The 18,128-nt window shown below is 69.9% G+C and carries 17 protein-coding genes and 1 tRNA gene; 9 read left to right on the top strand and 9 right to left on the bottom strand.

The genetic code is table 11. From position 1 onward, the window contains the following. Nucleotides 1–2: 2 nt before the first annotated feature. Nucleotides 3–980 carry a Bug family tripartite tricarboxylate transporter substrate binding protein gene (locus EOD42_RS07215; protein ID WP_127786834.1) on the bottom strand — a complete coding sequence of 326 codons (978 nt, stop codon included), beginning with the start codon at nucleotides 978–980 and terminating at the stop codon, nucleotides 3–5. Between the two features lie 154 nt (nucleotides 981–1,134). Continuing rightward, nucleotides 1,135–2,463: an NAD(P)/FAD-dependent oxidoreductase gene (locus EOD42_RS07210; RefSeq protein ID WP_127786833.1), complete on the bottom strand. Its 1,329-nt coding sequence runs from the start codon at nucleotides 2,461–2,463 to the stop codon at nucleotides 1,135–1,137. A gap of 145 nt (nucleotides 2,464–2,608) precedes the next feature. Between EOD42_RS07210 and otsB the strand changes: the two genes are divergently transcribed. Together otsB and EOD42_RS07200 are read left to right on the top strand one after the other, a co-directional pair. Further along, a complete protein-coding gene (gene otsB, locus EOD42_RS07205) occupies nucleotides 2,609–3,334 on the top strand; it encodes a trehalose-phosphatase (RefSeq protein ID WP_127786832.1) in 726 nt (241 codons plus the stop codon). Next, the gene (locus EOD42_RS07200; RefSeq protein ID WP_127786831.1) at nucleotides 3,334–4,758 is read left to right on the top strand and encodes an alpha,alpha-trehalose-phosphate synthase (UDP-forming); all 1,425 of its coding nucleotides are present in this window, start codon (nucleotides 3,334–3,336) and stop codon (nucleotides 4,756–4,758) included. The genes otsB and EOD42_RS07200 overlap by 1 nt, the downstream gene beginning before the upstream one ends. On the opposite strand, the gene EOD42_RS07195 is transcribed toward EOD42_RS07200, so the two are convergent. From EOD42_RS07195 to EOD42_RS07185, 3 genes are all read right to left on the bottom strand, one after another. Beyond that, nucleotides 4,664–5,860: a Zn-dependent hydrolase gene (locus EOD42_RS07195; RefSeq protein ID WP_127786830.1), complete on the bottom strand. Its 1,197-nt coding sequence runs from the start codon at nucleotides 5,858–5,860 to the stop codon at nucleotides 4,664–4,666. The genes EOD42_RS07200 and EOD42_RS07195 overlap by 95 nt on opposite strands. Beyond that, nucleotides 5,857–6,930, bottom strand: coding sequence for a pyrimidine utilization protein A (rutA, locus tag EOD42_RS07190; protein ID WP_127786829.1), 1,074 nt, complete (start codon nucleotides 6,928–6,930; stop codon nucleotides 5,857–5,859). The genes EOD42_RS07195 and rutA overlap by 4 nt, the downstream gene beginning before the upstream one ends. Before the next feature lie 122 nt (nucleotides 6,931–7,052). Then, entirely contained in the window at nucleotides 7,053–8,264 is a 1,212-nt protein-coding gene (locus tag EOD42_RS07185; protein ID WP_127786828.1) for an MFS transporter, read from the bottom strand. 76 nt (nucleotides 8,265–8,340) lie between these two features. Here EOD42_RS07185 and EOD42_RS07180 point away from each other — a divergent pair, with 76 nt between their 5' ends. Continuing rightward, entirely contained in the window at nucleotides 8,341–9,519 is a 1,179-nt protein-coding gene (locus EOD42_RS07180; RefSeq protein ID WP_127786827.1) for a BaiN/RdsA family NAD(P)/FAD-dependent oxidoreductase, read from the top strand. Here EOD42_RS07180 and EOD42_RS07175 read toward each other — a convergent pair. Both EOD42_RS07175 and EOD42_RS07170 read right to left on the bottom strand, forming a co-directional pair. Continuing rightward, nucleotides 9,516–9,944: a hypothetical protein gene (locus EOD42_RS07175; RefSeq protein ID WP_127786826.1), complete on the bottom strand. Its 429-nt coding sequence runs from the start codon at nucleotides 9,942–9,944 to the stop codon at nucleotides 9,516–9,518. The genes EOD42_RS07180 and EOD42_RS07175 overlap by 4 nt on opposite strands. Before the next feature lie 80 nt (nucleotides 9,945–10,024). Further along, nucleotides 10,025–10,101: transfer RNA gene (locus tag EOD42_RS07170), tRNA-Pro, on the bottom strand. A 72-nt stretch (nucleotides 10,102–10,173) separates the two neighbouring features. On the opposite strand from EOD42_RS07170, the gene EOD42_RS07165 reads away from it, so the two are divergent. The 6 genes from EOD42_RS07165 to EOD42_RS07140 all read left to right on the top strand — a co-directional run bounded on the left by EOD42_RS07165 (nucleotide 10,174) and on the right by EOD42_RS07140 (nucleotide 15,283). Then, nucleotides 10,174–11,568, top strand: a complete 1,395-nt coding sequence (locus EOD42_RS07165; RefSeq protein ID WP_127786825.1) for an amidase — start codon at nucleotides 10,174–10,176, stop codon at nucleotides 11,566–11,568. 72 nt (nucleotides 11,569–11,640) lie between these two features. After that, nucleotides 11,641–12,024, top strand: coding sequence for a pyrimidine utilization protein C (gene rutC, locus EOD42_RS07160; protein WP_127786824.1), 384 nt, complete (start codon nucleotides 11,641–11,643; stop codon nucleotides 12,022–12,024). A 2-nt stretch (nucleotides 12,025–12,026) separates the two neighbouring features. Next, nucleotides 12,027–12,827: a pyrimidine utilization protein D gene (gene rutD / locus EOD42_RS07155; protein ID WP_127786823.1), complete on the top strand. Its 801-nt coding sequence runs from the start codon at nucleotides 12,027–12,029 to the stop codon at nucleotides 12,825–12,827. A gap of 62 nt (nucleotides 12,828–12,889) precedes the next feature. Further along, nucleotides 12,890–13,858 carry a Bug family tripartite tricarboxylate transporter substrate binding protein gene (locus EOD42_RS07150; RefSeq protein ID WP_127786822.1) on the top strand — a complete coding sequence of 323 codons (969 nt, stop codon included), beginning with the start codon at nucleotides 12,890–12,892 and terminating at the stop codon, nucleotides 13,856–13,858. A 50-nt stretch (nucleotides 13,859–13,908) separates the two neighbouring features. Next, the gene (locus EOD42_RS07145) at nucleotides 13,909–14,871 is read left to right on the top strand and encodes a Bug family tripartite tricarboxylate transporter substrate binding protein (RefSeq protein WP_127786821.1); all 963 of its coding nucleotides are present in this window, start codon (nucleotides 13,909–13,911) and stop codon (nucleotides 14,869–14,871) included. Further along, nucleotides 14,855–15,283: a hypothetical protein gene (locus EOD42_RS07140; RefSeq protein ID WP_127786820.1), complete on the top strand. Its 429-nt coding sequence runs from the start codon at nucleotides 14,855–14,857 to the stop codon at nucleotides 15,281–15,283. Before EOD42_RS07145 ends, EOD42_RS07140 begins: the two co-directional genes overlap by 17 nt. 114 nt (nucleotides 15,284–15,397) lie before the next feature. On the opposite strand, the gene EOD42_RS07135 is transcribed toward EOD42_RS07140, so the two are convergent. Together EOD42_RS07135 and EOD42_RS07130 are read right to left on the bottom strand one after the other, a co-directional pair. Then, the gene (locus EOD42_RS07135) at nucleotides 15,398–16,963 is read right to left on the bottom strand and encodes a DHA2 family efflux MFS transporter permease subunit (RefSeq protein ID WP_240655029.1); all 1,566 of its coding nucleotides are present in this window, start codon (nucleotides 16,961–16,963) and stop codon (nucleotides 15,398–15,400) included. After that, a complete protein-coding gene (locus EOD42_RS07130; protein ID WP_127786819.1) occupies nucleotides 16,960–18,036 on the bottom strand; it encodes an HlyD family secretion protein in 1,077 nt (358 codons plus the stop codon). The genes EOD42_RS07135 and EOD42_RS07130 overlap by 4 nt, the downstream gene beginning before the upstream one ends. Between the last annotated feature and the right edge of the window lie 92 nt (nucleotides 18,037–18,128).

The following is an 18,128-nucleotide window of genomic DNA, read 5'->3' as shown; positions in this document are numbered from 1 at the left end:
CCTCAGGCGCCGGCGCGGATGCCGGCGGCCTGGATCACGGCGCCCCATACGCGGCGGTCTTCCATGATTTCGGCGGTATAGGCGGCGGGCGTGCCGTTCGTCGCCACCAGGAAGCGGCTTTCCAGCCGCGCCTTGACCTCGGGCAGGTTCATGGCGCGGTTGATTTCCTCGTTCCAGAACTGCACCCATTCATTGGGCGTGCCCGCGGCCATCACCATCCCGTAGCCCACATCGCCGGTGAAGCCCGCGATGGTTTCGCGGATCAGCGGCACGTCCGGCAGGTTGTGGTTGCGCTGTTCGGAGGCGAAGGCGATGGCGCGCAGGCGCCCATCGCGCACGAAGGGCAGCGATTCCGGCAGCAGCGAGAAGTACAGGTCCGAATTGCCGGCCATGATGTCCGTCAGCGCCGGGATGCCGCCGCGATACTGGATCTGCTCCATGCTGATCCCGGCCTCATGCATCAGGCGCGCCGCCAGCAGATGGGTCTGCCCGCCCTGGCCGGAATTGCCGATGTTCAGCTTGCCCGGGTTCGCCTTGGCATAGGCCACCAGCTCCGACACCGTCCGGAAGGAGGCGCTGGGCTGGCCCACCAGCAGCATGGGCACGCGGATCAGGCTGGTGACGTTGGTCAGCGCCTTGTCCACGTCGATCGGCGCCATGGCGCCCGGCAGCACCGGGGTGGTGGCCAGCGTCGCGGTGGAGGACATCGACATGGTGTAGCCGTCGGCCGCGTTGGCTGCGGCCTGCATGGCGATGAAGGTGCCGGCGCCGCTGCGGTTCTCGACCACGACGTTGCGCCCGCCCAGGCGCGGGCTGATCGCCTCCGCCAGCAGCCGGCCCAGGATGTCCACCGTGCCGCCGGGGGCATAGGGGCAGATCAGGCGCACGTCGCGCTGGACCATGGGCGCGGCGCGCACGGCCAGCGAGGGGGCGGTAAGGGAGAGGGAAAGGCCCGCGAGGGCCTGGCGACGCGTGAACATGGGGCGATACTCGGCAAGGTGTCGATGCCGAGCTTAGGCGGAGCAGTTGTCAGGACAAGCGGAAAGCCTGCACCGCAATGCAGCATTTCCGCTTTTTGGAACGTCGTTCCGCCCAGCAGGCGCCCAGGTTGCCCGCTATCGGGTCACGCGCCCGTCAGATCATTCCCGGCGCCTTGGCCACCGAACCGTCTATCAGCCGCTCATGCCGGAACGGGTACGGGTCCACGATGGGCGCATCGCCCAGCGCCAGGTCCGCCGCCAGATGGCCCGATGCCGGCCCGGTGCCGAAACCATGCCCGCTGAAGCCCGCCGCCAGCACCAGCCCCGGCAGGGCGGCGATGGGCGCGATCACCGGCAGGCCATCCGGCGTCCAGTCGATGGCCCCGCCCCAGCTCTCCGCGGCCTTGATGCCCTTCAGCGACGGATAGGCCGTGACGATCTCCTCCAGCGCCTTGTCCACCCAGCTCGCCTCCGGGGCGGTGTCCAGGATGCGCAGCTTCTCGAAGGGCGAAACCTGGTCGTCCGTCCAGCGCGACCACGCCTCGGGCCCGTTGAAGAAGGAGGTGCCGGCGCGCAGCAGCATCTTGTCCCAGCGGGACTTGAACAGGGGCCAGAACTCGCGGGCATAGCGCATGCCGCGGGGCGCCACCTCATACCGGCCGCGCCCCGACAGCCCCACGGTGAAGCCTCCGTCCAGCCGGCGGCGCAGGGTGAATTCGGGGGTGGAGAGCCCGCCCTCCGTCACGCCCGGCACGGCTGTGGTGCGGAAGGTGGTGGCGCGGATCGTGGCCTGCGGCAGCGAGACGCCGTGATGATGCAGGAACATGGACGCCCAGGCGCCATTGGCCGCGATCACGCTGCCGGTCCGGATCAGCCCGCGCTCCGTCACCACGCCGCTGACGCGACCGCCCGTCAGGTCCAGCCCGCGCGCCGCGCAGTTCTCCAGCACCGACACGCCCATCCGCATGGCCAGGCGCGCCAGCGCCGGGCAGGCCAGGCGGGGTTCCGCGCGGCCGTCGGTGGGCGAATACACGCCCCCCACCCAGGGCAGGACGGAGCCCGGCGAATGTTCGCGCGCCTGCTCGGCCGTCAGCATGCGGGTGTCGATGTCGAAGGGCTTGGCGAGCTTCGCCCAATTCTCCCAGGTCGCGACATCGGCCTGGCTGCGCGTCACATAGACGAGGCCCGTGCGGCGGAAGCCCAGATCCTCATTGGTCTCGGTCTGCAGCTCCTCCCACATCCGCAGGGAATGGGTGGCCATCGGGATCTCGGACACGTCGCGGTTCTGCTGGCGCACCCAGCCCCAGTTGCGGCTGGACTGTTCGGCGCCGACCAGCCCCTTCTCGACCAGCGCCACCGTCCGGCCGCGCTTGGCGGCATAAAGCGCGGCGCATACGCCCACGATGCCGCCGCCGATCACCACCACATCCACCTGTGCGGGCATATCCTCGGTGGGGGTGATGCGATCGACCATGAGGGGCATGGGCTGGGACTCCGTCTGTCTGGCCGGGCAGGATACGCGCGCGGCATTGTCGGACAACCGCCACGGAGCCGACACGCGCGGAACATTTTTTCGCTGCATGGGGAAAAATCCGCAGCCGAATGCAACCGTCGAACGTTTCTATGTCATGCATCCCGGAATACCCGATAGCGCGGACCTGCTCAGCCGCCATGCCTTGCTGCTCGATATCGACGGTACATTGCTCGACATCGCGCCCACCCCTGAGCAGGTTCACGTGCCGGAGGGGCTGCCCATGCTGCTTGCCTCCCTGCACCGGCAGATGGGCGGGGCGCTGGCCCTGGTGACGGGGCGGCCGCTGGTCCAGGCCGTGGCGCTGATGGGTTCCCTGCCGACCTCCGCCGAACATGGCGCTGTGCTGTGCCTGCCCCCGGCCGAACCCGTCCGCCTGAACCTGCCGCGCGTGCCCGATGACTGGCGCGCGGCCGCCGCCCGGCTGGCCGAGGCGCATCCCGGCGCCCGGGTCGAGACCAAGCATGCCGGCTTCGTGCTGCATTACCGCGCCATCCCCGAGGCGGGGCTGGTTCTGGAACAGGGGCTGCGCGACATGATCGCGGGTGATGCCCGCTTCGAGATCCTCCCGGCCTCCATGGCGTGGGAGCTGCGCCCGCGCGGCACGGACAAGGGCATCGGCCTGAACGCGCTGATGGAAAGCCCCGCCTTCGCCGGGCGCCTGCCGCTGTTCATCGGCGACGACGTGACCGACCAGGCGGCGATCGCCGCGGCCGAGGCCATGGGCGGGATGGGCCTGCAGATGGATGCGAGCTTCGAGACGCCCACCGCCCTGCGCGCCTGGCTGGCCAGCCTGCCGGCCGAGGCTGAGGAGAAGCTGTAATGCCGCGCCTCGTCATCGTCTCCAACCGCGTGCCGGTGCCCAAGCCCGGCGCGAAGACCCAGCCCGGCGGCCTCGCGGTCGCGCTGAAGGATGCGCTGGAAGGTCGCAGCGCCATCTGGTTCGGCTGGTCCGGCCAGACCTCCCGCGAGCCGGGCGACGAGCCGGCCATCGTGGAGGCCAACGGCGTCAGCTATGCCACCGTGGACCTCACGGAGCAGGAGCTGAAGCTCTACTACACCGGCTATTCCAACGGCACGCTGTGGCCGCTGCTGCACTATCGCATGGGCCTCGTGGAGTTCCGCCGCGAGGAGGAGGAAGGCTACCGCGCCGTCAATGAGCGCTTCGCGCGCGTGCTGGCCGCCCGGTTGCGCCCGGATGACGTGATCTGGGTGCATGATTTCCATCTGTTCCCGCTGGCGGGGGCGCTGCGGCGGCTGGGCCTGGGCAACCGCATCGGCTTCTTCCTGCACGTCCCCTTCCCGCCCGCGCCCTTCTTCGCGGCGCTGCCGCGCGGCGAGGCGCTGCTGGCCGACATCGCGCAGTATGACCTGGTGGGCATGCAGACCGAGGAGGATGCGGCCAACCTCTCCGGCGCGCTGGCCGGCGCGGGGCTCTCGACCCGCGTGGAGGCCTTCCCGATCGGCATGGATGCCGAGGGCTTCGCCAAGACCGCCGCCCGCGCCGCCCGCAGCGCCGAGGCCAAGCGCCTGGCCGAGAGCCTGAACGGCCGCGCGCTGCTGCTGGGCGTGGACCGGCTGGACTATTCCAAGGGGCTGCCCAACCGCTTCCTGGGCGTGGACCGCCTGCTGCGCCGCTTCCCGGAGCAGCGCCGCAACGTGACCTTCCTGCAGGTCGCCCCCGTGTCACGCGGGGAGCTTCAGCAATACCGCTCCCTGCGGCGGGAGCTGGACGAGCTGGCGGGCCGCATCAACGGCCAGCACGCGGAGGTGGATTGGGCGCCCATCCGCTGGATCACGCGCGCCAGCTCCCGCACCAGCCTCTCGGGCTATCTGCGGCTGGCCAAGGTGGGGCTGGTCACGCCCCTGCGGGACGGGATGAACCTGGTCGCCAAGGAATACGTCGCGGCCCAGGACGAGAAGGACCCCGGCGTTCTGGTGCTCTCGCGCTTCGCGGGCGCGGCGGCGGAACTGCCGGGCGCCGTGCTGGTGAACCCGCATGACCCGGACGAGATCGCCGAGGGGCTGAACGACGCGCTGTCCATGCCGCTGGAGGAGCGGCAGGCGCGCTGGCGCGAGAACATGGCGCTGCTGAAGCAGAACAGCGCCGCCCGGTGGTCCAAGGGCTTCCTGGCGGCACTGGGTGAGGATGCTACGCCGCCAGGAAGCGGCTCACGCCCTCATGCAGAACCCGCATCCCCAGCTCCAGGTCCTCTCGCTTCGTGTCTTCCGTCCAGTGGTGGCTGATGCCGCCGATGGAGGGGGTGAACAGCATGGCCACGGGCATCACGCGCGCCAGGTGCTGGCTGTCGTGAATGGCGCCGCTCGGCATGGCCTGCCAGGCGCCGGGGGCCAGCTCCCCCGCCGCTGAGGTCAGGGCCGCCAGCATGGCCGGATCGCTCAGCGCGGGCTCGCTGCGCGCGGTCAGCTGCAGGGTGGCCGGGCATCGGTCGCGGCGGTTGTGTTCCTGGACAATGCGCTCCAGGGCCGCCGCCATCCGGTCCATCACCGCGTTGTCGATGTCGCGGAAGCTGAAGTTGATCGTGGCGTGGCCGGGGATGATGTGCGGGGCGTTGGGGTCCAGCACCAGCTTGCCGGCGGTCCAGACCGAACGCTCGCCGCACACGCGCGGGAACTCCATGTCGATGGCGTGCAGGATGCGCATCGCGCCCACCAGGGCGTCCTTGCGCTCGGCCATGGTGGTGCCGCCGGTGTGGTCCTGCTTGCCCTCCACCTCGATGACATAGTTGCGGATGCCCACGATGCCGGTGACGACGCCGACGCGCAGCCCGGCATTCTCCAGCTGGGTTCCCTGCTCGATGTGCATCTCGAAGGCGCCCTTGTAGCGGGCGGGGTCGATCACGATGCGGGGTTTTCCGGCAAGCCCCGCCTGCTCCAGCGCCTCACGCAACGGCTGGCCGGTGAAGGTGCCGACGGAGGCGTCGATCTCCTCCTCGCTCAGGCGCCCGATCAGGCTGCGGCTGCCGATGAAGCCCGCGCCGAAATGCCATTCCTCGTCGCAATAGGCGCAGACGTCCACGGGCAGGCCGGCGCGCGCGAGTGCCAGCGCCGAAATCACGCCCAGCGCGCCGTCCAGCCAGCCCGCGTAGTTCTGGCTTTCGATATGGCTGCCCGCCAGCACATGCGGCCCGGGGCCGGTGTGGCGGCCGAACACGTTGCCGATGCCGTCGATGGTGGGTTCCAGCCCCACCTCGGCCATGCGCGCGGCAAGCCAGTGGCGCGATTCCATGTCCTGCGGGGAAAAGGTCGGGCGATGGACGCCCGTCTTGTACTCGCCGATCTTCCTGAGGGTATCGAGGTCGGCGAGGAAAGCCGCGGTATCGATCATGCCATCACCTTGTTGCGGCTCTTCATCAGCGGCTGGATCTTCTGCCCGAAATCATCGAGCCCTTGCAGGAAGTCATCGAAGGTCAGCATGGCGCCCGCCATGCCGGGCACGGTCGAAAGCTCATCCAGCATCCGCGCGACGGAGGCATAGGAACCCACGAAGGTGCCCATGTTGAAGTTGATCGCGCCCTCAGGCAGCGCGTAACGCTTGGAATTGGTGTCCTCGCCCGAATGCTTGTCGGCGGCGGCCTGGTCGCCCATCCAGGTGATGGCCGCGACGTCGGCGCCTTCCTGGTAATGGTTCCAGCGGGCCATCGCTTCCTCGTCGGTCTCGGCGGCGATGATCATGTACAGGCCCAGCGCGCCCACCTTGCGGCCGGTCTTCGCGGCGGCGGCCTGCACGCGGGCGGTGGTTTCGGTCACGGCCAGCGGCGTGTTGATGCCCACGCCCAGGCAGAAATTGTAGTCCGCGTGCTCCGCCATGAAGGCGAGCCCCGCATCGGACTGCCCGGCGCAGACGATCTGGATCTTGCCCTCGGGCATCGGCAGCAGGCGGCAGTCATCCATCTGGAAATGCTCGCCCTTCAGGTCCGACCGGCCCGTGGTCCACAATTCCTTGGCGATCTGGGCGTATTCCGAGAGATGCCCGTAGCGGCTGGCGAAATGCTCGTCGCCCGGCCACAGGCCCATCTGGGAATATTCGGGCCGCTGCCAGCCGGTGATCAGGTTCACCCCGAAGCGGCCCGGGGCGATGGAATCAATCGTGACGGCCATGCGCGCCATGATGGCGGGCGGCAACACCAGCGACGCCGCGGTGGCGAACAGCTTGATGCGTTCGGTCACCCCCGCGAGGCCCGCCATCAGCGTGAAGGATTCCAGGTTGTAGTCCCAGAACTGCGTCTCGCCGCCGAAGCCGCGCAGCTTGATCATGGAGAGCAGGAAGTCGAGCCCGTAGGCCTCCGCCTTCTGGGCGACGGCTTTGTTGAGGGCGAAGCTCGGCTTGTACTGCGGCGCGTTCTTCGAGATCAGCCAGCCATTGTTGCCGATCGGGATGAAGACGCCGATATCCATGGGAAACCTCTTTGCCAATGTGAGGGCGCGAGGGTCGGCCAGGGGGCGGCAAAACGGAACCCGCCTGGAACCATGCAAGGGCATGTCCTGGACATGTTGTGCCGCGAAACCGCGCGCGGCGCCTATCGCGTTGGCACGCGCGTCTCCGGCATCAGCAGCAGGTAGCCGAGAAAGCCGATGGCGGCGATGCCGCCCAGCACCATGAAGGCCGCCGAATAGCCCGCACCCACGATGACCCAGCCGGCGAGAGAGGCGCTGAGCGCCGCACCCACCCCCTGCGCCGTGGCGACGGCACCCTGGCTGACATTGAACCGGCCGGTGCCGCGCGTCAGGTCCGCCACCACCACCGGGAACAGCGCGCCGAAGATGCCGGCGCCCACGCCGTCCAGCAGTTGCACCCCCAGCAGCCACCACGCGCTGTCCGAGGCCGGATACAGCATGCCCCGCAGCGCCAGCACGCCGAAGGCCGCGAGAAAGATCGGCTTGCGCCCCCAGGCCTCGGCCCGGCTGCCGGCGAGCAGCGCCACCGGCACCATCACGCATTGCGCGGCCACGATGCACAGGGCGATCAGCGATGTCGCGTGTTCCTTGCCGACCAGCAGGGTCAGCTTCTGCCCCACCGTCGGCAGCATGGCGGCATTGGCCAGGTGGAAGCAGGCCATCAGCCCCGCGAAGATCAGCAGCGGCCGGCAGCCCAGCAGTGCCGCCCAGGCCGAGGGCTCCTCATGCACGGGCCCGCCTTCGTCCAGGCCGCGCGCCAAGTCGTTGTCGATGGCATCGGACGGGATCATCAGCACGGCCCCGATGCTGGCCACGGCCAGCAGCCCCATGATCCAGAACACCACCATCGGTCCGAACAGGATCGCCGTGCCCGCCGTCAGCGCGGCCGAGACGGCGTTGCCCGCATGGTTGAAGGCCTCATTGCGGCCGATGCGGCGGGAGAATGCGCGGGGCCCCACGATGCCCAGCGTGATGGCGGCGAGCGCGGGCGGGAATACCGCCCCCGCGATGCCCGCGACCGACTGCGTGGCCGCCACCACCGCGACATCGCTGACGAAGGGCAGGATGACACAGCTGAGCGTGACCGCCACCGCCGCGGCGATCACCACCGCGCGCTTGCTGCCGGACCGGTCGATCAGCGCCCCCACCGGCGTCTGCGACAGCAGCCCCGCGATGGCCGAGATGGTGATGACCATCCCGATCGTCGCCTCGTTCCAGCCCTGCTCAGGCCCGCGCACGGCCAGCAGATAGATGGCCAGATAGGGGCCGAGCCCGTCGCGGACATCGGCCAGCAGGAAATTCAACGCATCCAGGGCGCGGTGGGGGCGATCCATGACGCTGGCTTCTCCGCCGGGAACGATGGAAACGCCAGCTGTTTCCTTGCGGTTGCCGCCGGGCTACACGCGGCCCATGCAACAGTTCGACGCCGTCATTCTGGGTGCCGGCGCCGCCGGGCTGATGTGCGCCATCAGCGCCGGCAGGCGCGGCCGCCGCGTGCTGGTGCTGGACCACGCGCCGCAGGTGGGCTCCAAGATCCTGATCTCGGGCGGCGGGCGCTGCAATTTCACCAATACCGGCACGGCGCCGGACCGCTTCGTCTCGGCCAACCCGCGCTTCGCGAAGTCCGCCCTGTCGCGCTTCCGCCCGCGAGACTTCCTGGCGATGGTCGAGAAGCACCGCATCCCCTGGCACGAGAAGACGCTTGGGCAGCTGTTCTGCGACAACTCGGCGCGCGACATCGTGGCCATGCTGGTGGCGGAATGCGAGGCGGCGGGTGTCGCCATCCGCACCGGCGCCCGCGTGACGGAGGTGACGAAGCCCGGCCCCTTCCGCATCGCCACCGACCGGGGCGAGTTCGAGGCCCCTGCCCTGGTGCTGGCCACCGGCGGCCTGTCGATCCCGAAAATGGGCGCCACGGGCTTCTCGCTCGACCTCGCCCGCCGCTTCGGGCTGCGCGTGGTGGAGACCCGCCCCGGGCTGGTGCCGCTGACCTTCGAGGGCGCCGCGCTCGAGATGATGCGCCCGCTGGCCGGGGTGGCGCTGCCCGTGATCGCGCGCGCGGCGGAGGGTCCGCGCTTTCCGGAAGCGATGCTGTTCACCCATCGCGGGCTGTCAGGGCCGTCGATCCTGCAGATCTCCTCCTATTGGCGGCCGGGCCAGCCCATCGCGCTGAACCTGCTGCCCGACCAGGACCCGGCCGCCCTGCTGCTGGACCGCAAAAAGGCCCGGCCGCGCGCCGAGCCCCGCACCGTCCTGTCGGAGTTCCTGCCGCAACGCCTGGCCCAGTCGCTGGCGGAGGCGCATCTGCCGTCGATGGAAATGGCCAATCAGCCCGACAAGGGGCTGCGCGCCCTGGCCGAGCGCCTGCGCGCCATGACGCTGACGCCCGCCGGCACCGAGGGCTATGCCAAGGCCGAGGTGATGCTGGGCGGGGTGGATACCGCCCAGCTTTCCTCCCGCGATATGCAGGCCACGGAGGTGCCGGGCCTGTTCGTCATCGGTGAGGCGGTGGACGTCAACGGCTGGCTCGGCGGCTACAACTTCCAGTGGGCCTGGGCCAGCGGCTGGTGCGCGGGGGAAGCGGTCTAGCGATACCGCTCGCGCTCGATCCGGCGGCGGTCCGCCTCGATCATCCGGCGTTCTTCCTCGACGCGGCGGCGCTGGTCCTCGGCCTCGCGCCGGTGGCGCTCCTCCTCCCAGCGATGGCGCTCGCGCTCGGCGTGCTGGCGCTCGTCCTCTCGGCGGCGGCGCTCTTCCTCCCAGCGCTGGCGGCCGCGTTCGTCGCGCCAACGCTCACGCTCCGCCTGGTCCCGGCGGCCGGCCTCATAGGCGCGGCGCTGGTCTTCCTCGTAACGGCGGCGGGCCTCGTCATCCCGGCCGTAATTGGCGCCGCCCAGGAACTGGTTCAGCAGATCCTGCGGCGTCTGGGCCGAAGCGGGGGCGGCCAGGGGGGCGGCCAGGGCCGCGGGCACGGCCATGGCGGCGATCAGGGTGAACAGGTGTCGGCGTTGCATCACGGATGCTCCTTCACCAGCAAAGACGCACGAAACCGGCCCGGGTTGCCCCAGGCGGAAATGACGGCTTGTGGTGAAGATGGTCGGAGTGGCGGGATTCGAACCCACGACCCCTTGTCCCCCAGACAAGTGCGCTACCAGGCTGCGCTACACTCCGACGCGAGCGGTGGAATATGGGAGAGCGGGCCGCCTGTCTAGCCTTCCCCCGAAACTCATGCACATTCCAGCCATGACGAAGACCGATCCCGCCCTGATGGGCGCCGAGGAATTGCTGGATCTCTACCGCCGACGGGCGCTTTCGCCCGTTGAGGCGCTGCAGGCGGTGCTGGAGCGAATCGCGCGGATGAACAGCTGGGTGAACGCCTTCGCGGCGATGAACCCGCGCGCCATCCAGCAGGCGGGCGAATCGGAGGCCCGCTGGTTCGCCGGCCGCCCGATGGGCGCGCTGGACGGCGTGCCCGCTACCGTGAAGGACCTGCTGGACCTGTCGGGCTTCCCGACCCGGCGCGGCAGCCGCGCCACCAGCACCAAGCCCGTGGGCGCCGACGCGCCGGCGGTGATGGGCCTGAAATCCGAGGGCGCGGTCATCATCGGCAAGACGACGACCACCGAATTCGGCTGGAAGACGCCGGGCGACTGCCCGCTGAACGGCATCACCCGCAACCCCTGGAACCGGGACCGCACGCCGGGCGGCTCCTCCTCGGGCGCGGGTGCGGCGGGGGCGGCCTGTTTCGGGCCGCTGCATATCGGCACCGATGCGGGGGGCTCCATCCGCATCCCCGCCGCCTGGTGCGGGCTGGTGGGCTTCAAGCCGAGCTTCGGTCGCATCCCCCAATGGCCCCATGGCAGCTTCGCCAATGTGGCGGTGGCCGGGCCCATGACGCGCTCGGTGCGCGATGCGGCCCTGATGTTCGGCGCCATGGCCCGCTACGACCTGCGCGACCCGTTCTGCCTGCCGGAGGACAAACGCGACTGGCTGGCGGGCATCGAGGACGGCGTGCGCGGGCTGCGCGTGGCGGTGGTGCGGCGCCTGGGCTTCGAAACGCCCCTGGACCCCGCCGGCCGTGCCGCAGTGGACCACGCGGCCACTCTGCTGCAGGAACAGGGCGCCATCGTCGAGGAAGCCTCGCCCGAGATGCCCGACACCCGCTACATCTTCGGCCGCGTCTGGGGCGTGGCCCTGGCGAAGCTGGTCGCGGGGCTTTCGGCCGAGCAGCGGGAGATGATCGACCCCGGCATCCTGGAAGTGGCCGAGGCCGAGCGCGATTTCGATGCCATCGGCATGCTGAACGCGGAGGCCCTGCGCATCGAGGCGGCCCACGCCATGGCGCGCTTCCACCAGCAGTACGACCTGGTGCTGTGCCCCACCACGCCCACGGCGGCGATGGCAACCGACGCGCCGCAGATCAAGCCGCGCGACGCGCTGTGGCGCGATTGGGCACCCTGGACCTTCGCCTTCAACCTGACCCGCCAGCCCGCCATCACGGTGCCGGTCGGCACGGATGAGGACGGCCTGCCGCGCGGCGTGCAACTGGCAGCCGCCCTGTATCGCGATGACCTGGTTCTGCGCGCCGCGCGCGCGCTGGAGCTTGCGGTGGAGGCACCCGCCGCCCCGGCGGCGTGATCATCCGCCAGATAACCATGGGGTAATCCGGCGCCCCGGTGCATGCTGCGCCCTCAACCTGTTGAGGCCAGCATGACCGGACGCGCGATCATCCCCCCCGGCACCCCCACCCCCATCGCCCCCTTCTCCCCGGCGATGATGGCGGACAACGTGATCTACGTGTCGGGCACCCTGCCCTTCGACGAGAAGAACAACGTGGTCCATGTCGGCGACGCCGCCGCCCAGGCCCGCCATGTGCTGGAGACGATCAAGGGCGTGCTGGAGGCCGGCGGTTCCTCGATGGCCGATGTGGTGTTCAACCACATCTTCCTGACCGACTGGGCCAACTATGCCGCCATCAACGCGGTCTATGCCGAGTATTTCCCGGGCGAGAAGCCCGCGCGCTATTGCATCCAGTGCGGCCTGGTGAAGCCCGAGGCGCTGGTCGAGATCGCCTCCATCGCGCACAAGCGCTGAACATGCCGACGGTGGAACGGGATGGCGCGGCCATCCATTACGAAAGCCACGGCAGCGGCCCGCCCATCCTGTTCTCGGCCGGCATGGGCGGCAGCGGCAGCTTCTGGACCCCGCAGGTCGAGCAACTGTCGCGCACGCACCAGGTCATTCTGTATGACCACGCTGGCACCGGGCGCAGCACCCGCCACCTGCCCCCGCGCGACCTGGCCGGCATGGCCGAGGACATGGCCGCGGTGCTCGACGCGCTGGACATCCCGGCCGCCCATGTCGTGGGCCATGCCATCGGCGGCATCGTGGGGCTGGAATTCGCCCTGCTGCACCCCGACCGCGTGCGCAGCCTGACGGTGGTGAACGGCTGGGCGCATGCCGACGACTATCTACGCCGCTGCTTCGAGGTGCGGCAGGGCATCCTGGCCAGCCAGGGCCCGCAGGCCTATGTGCGCGCCCAGCCCATCTTCCTGTTCCCGCCCGAATGGATCGCGCGCAACACCGCGCATCTGGATGCGGATGAGGCGAAGATCCTCGCGCATTTCCCGCCCATCGAGACGATGAACCACCGGATCGGCATGTTCCTGGGCTTTGACGGGCGCGACGCGCTGCGCGGCATCGCGGCCCCCACCCTGATCGCCATCTCCCGCGACGACGCGCTGGTGCCGGCCTATCTGGGCGAGGAACTGGCGGCGCTGATCCCCGGTTCCGTGGTGAGGGAGGTGCCCCACGGGGCCCATGCCTTCACGGCCGTGGTCCCCGACACATTCAACGCGATGCTGCTGGAATTCCTGGACAAAGTGGACACTCCGTAATATTTGATCGGGATCGGGAAAACGCGGCGCGCGGCTCATGCACTGACTGGAGCCTGCCCCTCATGGGAATCACTCTGCCGCGCCGCGGCCTTTTCGCGGCCGCGCTTGCCCCGCTTGCTTCTCCCGCCCTCGCGCAGCCGGGTTTCCCCACGCGCCCGCTGCGCCTGGTCATCGCCTTCGGCCCCGGGGGGGCTGCCGACCTGCTGGGCCGGGTGGTGGCCGAACGCATGACCACCACGCTGGGCCAGCCCGTGCTGGTGGAAAACCGCGCGGGTGCGGGCGGCAACATCGGCGCGCAGCAGGTGCTGCAGGCCGAGAAGGATGGCCACACCATCCTGCTGCACGCCCAGGGCCTGGCCGCCAACCGCTTCCTGTTCAACAACCTGCCCTATGACCCGGACCGCGACCTGACCCCCGTCGCCCTGATCGGCGAGATGCCGAACATGATGGTGGTGAGCCCCTCCATGCGGGTGAATTCGGTGGCCGATTTCGTGGCGCTGGCGAAGTCCCGCCCCGGCATGACCTATGGCTCCATCGGCAACGGCACCTCCATGCACCTGGCGGGCGCGCTGTTCTGCAAGGCCGCGGGCATCGAGATGCAGCATGTGCCCTATCGCGACACCTCCGCCGTCAACACCGATGTCATGACCGGCCGGGTGGACACCATCTTCCAGACCTTCTCGGCGGCGTCGCAGCTGGTGCAGGGCGGGCAGATGAAGGCGCTGGCCGTGACGGGCGACGCGCGGGTGGCCGCCCTGCCCCAGGTGCCCACGCTGAAGGAAGCGGGGGTCGATCTCTCGACCTCCGGCTGGTGGGGGCTGTTCGTCGCGACCGGCGTGCCCACCGACCGCATCGCGAAGCTGGAGGCCGAGACGCTGGCCGCCGTGCGCGACCCCGCCGTGGCACAGCGGATCGCCGCCGCCGGCGGCATCCCGCGCCCGATGGACAGCGCCACCTTCCGCGCCTTCGTGCAGAGCGAGACCACCCGCTTCCGCGACGTGGTGGGCGGCACCGGCATGCGCGCCGATTAGGGCAGCGTCATTGACTTGACCTCGGGCCTGCGCGGCGCGACTGGCGGCGGATGACGATCTTCCGCCGCTCCCTTCTGGCCACGGGCCTGGCCCTGCCAGGCCTGGCCACCGCGCAGCCGCTGTTCAACCGCCCCATCCGCCTTCTCGTGCCCTTCGCGGCCGGCGGCGCGGCGGACAGCGCGGCCCGCGCCATCGCCCCCCGCATGGGTGAGCTGCTGGGCCAGTCGCTCGTGGTCGAGAACCGCACCGGCGCCAGCGGCTCCATCGGCGGCGGAGAGGTGGCGCGCTCGCCCGCCGACGGCCACACGCTGATGCTCGACGCGTCCTCGCATATCGTGAACCCGTCGCTGATCCGTGGCCTGCCCTTCGACTACGCCACCGCCTTCGCGCCGATCTCGCTGGTCGCGCAGTTTCCGCAGGCCCTGGCGGTGAAGCCGTCCTTCCCCGCCGCCACGCTGGCCGAGTTCATCGCCCAGGCCAAGGCGCGGCCGGGCGCGATCACCCTCGGCACCCAGGGCAATGCGACGGCTGGCCATATGGGCGTGCTGCGGCTGATGCAGCAGGCGGGCATCGAGGTGGTGCATGTGCCCTATCGCGGCGGCTCCGACGCCGCGCGGGACCTTGCCTCCGGCGCGCTGGACGGGGTGTTCATCACGGTGCTCAGCGCCCGGCCGGTGGTCGAGAGCGGGCGCGGGCGCTTCCTGGGCGTGGCCAATGCCCGGCGCTCCGCCCTGCGCCCCGAGGTGCCGACCTTCGCCGAGGCGGGGCTGCCGGGTGTCGAGCTGTCGGAATGGGTGGGCCTGTTCGCCCCCGCCGGCACCCCCGCGCCGCAGCTTCAGGCCATCTATGCCGCGCTAACCACCACCCTGCAGGAGGCCGCGGTGCGCGAGCGCCTGCTGGGCCTGGGCGCCGAGCCGGTCGGCACCACGCCGGATGATTTCACCGCCTTCGTCACGCGTGGGCGTGAGGAAATGGGCAACATGGTAAGGGCGGCCAATGTCCGTCTGGACTAGGCGGCTGTTCCTGCTGGCGCCCGGCACGGCGCTGGCGGCGGAGGAAGCGATCCCGGCCGAGTTCGCGGAGCTGCCGGGCCGCCCGGTGGTGGCGCTGGCCCAGCACCCCGCCGTGGGGCCGCGCCTGCGCGTGGTGGCGCGCGGCCGGCAGAAGCAGGTCAGCGATACGCTGCGCGGAGAGGGGCCGGGGCTGGCCTGGCAGGGCGGCTGGATCGCGGGCTGGGCCCGGCTGGCCGACCACCGGGTGTTCCTGGGCTACAACCCGCGGTCGGAGCAGCTGGCCACCATGCTGTGGGTGGGCAACACCAGCAGCCTGTCGGTGCCGCCGCTGATGTCGCCCTGGCCGGAAGGGCTGCGGGAGGCCATGAAAGGCTTCAATCCGCAGCTGGAAACGCAGATGAGGTGGGAGTAGAGAAACTTTTTTCTGTAGAATAAGAAGCAAAAATACTTTTGTTTGTTTTTACGAACAAAAGTTTTTTGGTTCTTTTTTACAAAAAAGAACACTCATCTTCTACCAAGTCGCCCTTCAATGCCCCCCGCCCTCGCCCGGCGGCATCGCGCGCGGCGCACGCAGCAGGAACACCAGCGGCGCCGCCACGAAGAAGAACACCGCCATCACGAACAGCGTGTCGTTATAGGCCAGGACATTGGCCTCCCGCGTCACCAGCTGCGACAGCCGGCGCAGCGCCACCAGATCCGAAGGCGCGCCGTTCACGATCTTGTCGGCGAAGGCGTTCTGCATGTTGGTCAGCGCCGCCACCGCCTCATTGCGGGCCCAGCCCAGCCCCTCGGCCAGGTGCAGGCGATGCGCCGCCCCCCTGTCGGTCACCAGCGTGTTGATCAGCGCGAGGCCGAAAGCACCGCCCAGGTTGCGCATCAGGTTGAACAGGCCCGAGGCATTCTTGATGCGCACCGGCGGCAAGGTGCCGAGCGCGATCGTCGTTACCGGCACCATCACGAACATCATGCCCACGCCGCGCAGCAGCAGCGGCAGCCACAGCTCCGGCAGGGCCGATTGCGCGGTGAACTGGCCCGTGAGGTACATCGCCACGCCCGTGACCATCAGGCCGAAGGCGACCAGGATGCGCAGGTCCAGCTTGCGCGACAGCGCGCCCACGATGGGGGCGCAGACGAACATGGCAGCCCCCGTGACGAACATGGTCTGGCCGATCTGCAGGGAGTCGTAGCCCCGCACCCGCCCCAGGAACAGCGGCACGAGGTAGACCGAGCCATAGAGCGCCATGCCCAGGATGAAGGCGAACAGGCTGCCGATGGCGAAGTTGCGGTCCGCGAAGGCCCGCAGGTCGACGATCGGCTGTTCGGCCGCGAAGGCGCGCCAGAAGAAGCCGATGCCCGACACGGTCGCGATCACGGCGAAGCTCGCCACCGTCTCATCCTGCAGCCACTGCCAGCGCGCGCCCTCCTCAAGCACATATTCCAGGCTGCCCAGGAACAGCGCCATCAGCACCAGCCCCCACCAATCGAAAAGGCGGAACAGGGAGTGGTCGGGCTCGTCGATGTCGATGCAGAGCCAGACAGAGATGGCGATGAAGATGCCGACCGGCACGTTCAGCAGGAACAGCCAGTGCCAGGACAGGGCTTCCGTGATCATGCCGCCGAGCGTCGGGCCGAGCGTCGGCGCGAGCGTGGCCGTCAGGCCGATCAGCACCGTGGCACGCACCCGCGCGGGGCCCGGAAACAGCAGGAAGCTGCTGGCGAACACGGTCGGGATCATCGCCCCGCCCAGGAAGCCCTGAAGCGCGCGGGAGAAGATCATCATCTCCAGCGAATTGGCCAGGGCGCAGGTCAGGGAGAAGACGGTGAAGCCGAGGGCCGAGATGGTGAACAGCACCCGGGTGGACAGCAGCCGGGACAGGAAGCCCGAGAGCGGGATCATCACGATCTCCGCGATCAGGTAGCTGGTCTGGACCCAGCTGGCCTCGTCAGGGCTGGCGGCAAGGCCCGCCTGGATGTCCGCGATGCTGGCCGAGACGATCTGGATGTCCAGCACCGCCATGAACATGCCCAGCACCATGGCGAAAAAGCCGAACAGCCGCTTCGGCGTGATCTCCGGCTCCGCGGGCGTGCTCACCTGCCGACCTCGACGGAGACGCGGGCGGAAAGCCCGGGGCGCAGGCCGGCCGGCGGGTCCAGGATCTCGATGCGGACGGGCACGCGCTGGACGATGCGGGTGAAGTTGCCGGTGGCGTTCTCGGGCGGCAGCAGGCTGAACAGGGCGCCGGTGGCCCCCGCCAGGCTCTCCACCCGGCCATGCAGGCGCTGGTCGCCCACATCCAGCGTGATGTCGGCCCGCTGGCCGGGGCGGATCCGCGCCAGCTGGGTTTCCTTGAAATTGGCCACCAGCCACTGCCTCGCGGGCGGCGGCGTCACGGCGATCAGCGACTGCCCGGCGCGCACATGCTGGCCCAGCTGGGCCGCGCGATTGGCGGCGAAGCCGTCGAAGGGCGCGCGGATGACCGTGTAGGAGAGGTTGTTTTCCGCCAGCACCAGATTGGCGCGGGCCTGCTCCAACTTGGCCTCGGCCGAGCGCGTCTGTGCCTCGATCACGGGGATGGCGGCGGCGGCGGCCAGGCGCTGGGCATCGGCGGCGGCCTGGGCGGCCTCGGCGCGGCGGCGCTCGGCCAGGGTCTGCTCCGCGCGTTCCCGCGAGCCGACCCCAGAGCTGGCCAGCGTGCCGAAGCGGCTGGCCTCCTGCACCGCCAGCACGCGGGCGGCATCGGCCTGGGCGACCGCGGCCTCGGCGGCGACCAGCTGCGCGCGGGACTGGCCGAGCTGCGCGTTCAGCGTCTGGATGCTGGCCTCGGCGTCGGCCACCGTCGCGGCGGCGGCGTCGCGGCGGGCACGCCAATCGGCGTCCTCCAGCCGGATCAGCGGCTGGCCCGCGGTCACGGGGGCGTTGTCGGCGACCATGATCTCGGCCACGTCGCCCTCGATGCGGGCCGAGAGGGGCGAGATGTCGCCCGCCAGATAGGCGTTGTCCGTCGTCTCCCAGCCCAGGCCGGAATACCACCACCAGCCGCCGCCGGCGGCGGCCCCCAGCAGCACCACGGCAATCAGCGCCGTGCGCAGCGGGCTGCGCTTCTTCTCGGCCTGGGCGGGCTTGCCGGGGGCGGTCTTGGAGGGGGGAGGAAGGGCGTCGGGCATAGCTTACTGAACCGTTCAGTTCAGTCGGAAGTTGCATCCGGCGTTTCGGACGCGCAAGGCAGAAATTGAACTGGACGGTTCAGTTTTTTTGC

Origin of the sequence: Rhodovarius crocodyli, from assembly GCF_004005855.1 — a bacterium.
GTDB classification, from domain to species: Bacteria; Pseudomonadota; Alphaproteobacteria; order Acetobacterales; family Acetobacteraceae; genus Rhodovarius; species Rhodovarius crocodyli.
This window is presented reverse-complemented; position numbering and strand designations above follow the sequence as displayed.

Coding starts and splice junctions, on each gene's coding strand:
- EOD42_RS07215 (WP_127786834.1), bottom strand. CDS start 980: ATGTTCACGCGTCGCCAGGCCCTCGCGGGCCTTTCCCTCTCCCTTACC.
- EOD42_RS07210 (WP_127786833.1), bottom strand. CDS start 2,463: ATGCCCCTCATGGTCGATCGCATCACCCCCACCGAGGATATGCCCGCA.
- otsB (WP_127786832.1), top strand. CDS start 2,609: ATGCATCCCGGAATACCCGATAGCGCGGACCTGCTCAGCCGCCATGCC.
- EOD42_RS07200 (WP_127786831.1), top strand. CDS start 3,334: ATGCCGCGCCTCGTCATCGTCTCCAACCGCGTGCCGGTGCCCAAGCCC.
- EOD42_RS07195 (WP_127786830.1), bottom strand. CDS start 5,860: ATGATCGATACCGCGGCTTTCCTCGCCGACCTCGATACCCTCAGGAAG.
- rutA (WP_127786829.1), bottom strand. CDS start 6,930: ATGGATATCGGCGTCTTCATCCCGATCGGCAACAATGGCTGGCTGATC.
- EOD42_RS07185 (WP_127786828.1), bottom strand. CDS start 8,264: ATGGATCGCCCCCACCGCGCCCTGGATGCGTTGAATTTCCTGCTGGCC.
- EOD42_RS07180 (WP_127786827.1), top strand. CDS start 8,341: ATGCAACAGTTCGACGCCGTCATTCTGGGTGCCGGCGCCGCCGGGCTG.
- EOD42_RS07175 (WP_127786826.1), bottom strand. CDS start 9,944: ATGCAACGCCGACACCTGTTCACCCTGATCGCCGCCATGGCCGTGCCC.
- EOD42_RS07165 (WP_127786825.1), top strand. CDS start 10,174: ATGACGAAGACCGATCCCGCCCTGATGGGCGCCGAGGAATTGCTGGAT.
- rutC (WP_127786824.1), top strand. CDS start 11,641: ATGACCGGACGCGCGATCATCCCCCCCGGCACCCCCACCCCCATCGCC.
- rutD (WP_127786823.1), top strand. CDS start 12,027: ATGCCGACGGTGGAACGGGATGGCGCGGCCATCCATTACGAAAGCCAC.
- EOD42_RS07150 (WP_127786822.1), top strand. CDS start 12,890: ATGGGAATCACTCTGCCGCGCCGCGGCCTTTTCGCGGCCGCGCTTGCC.
- EOD42_RS07145 (WP_127786821.1), top strand. CDS start 13,909: ATGACGATCTTCCGCCGCTCCCTTCTGGCCACGGGCCTGGCCCTGCCA.
- EOD42_RS07140 (WP_127786820.1), top strand. CDS start 14,855: ATGTCCGTCTGGACTAGGCGGCTGTTCCTGCTGGCGCCCGGCACGGCG.
- EOD42_RS07130 (WP_127786819.1), bottom strand. CDS start 18,036: ATGCCCGACGCCCTTCCTCCCCCCTCCAAGACCGCCCCCGGCAAGCCC.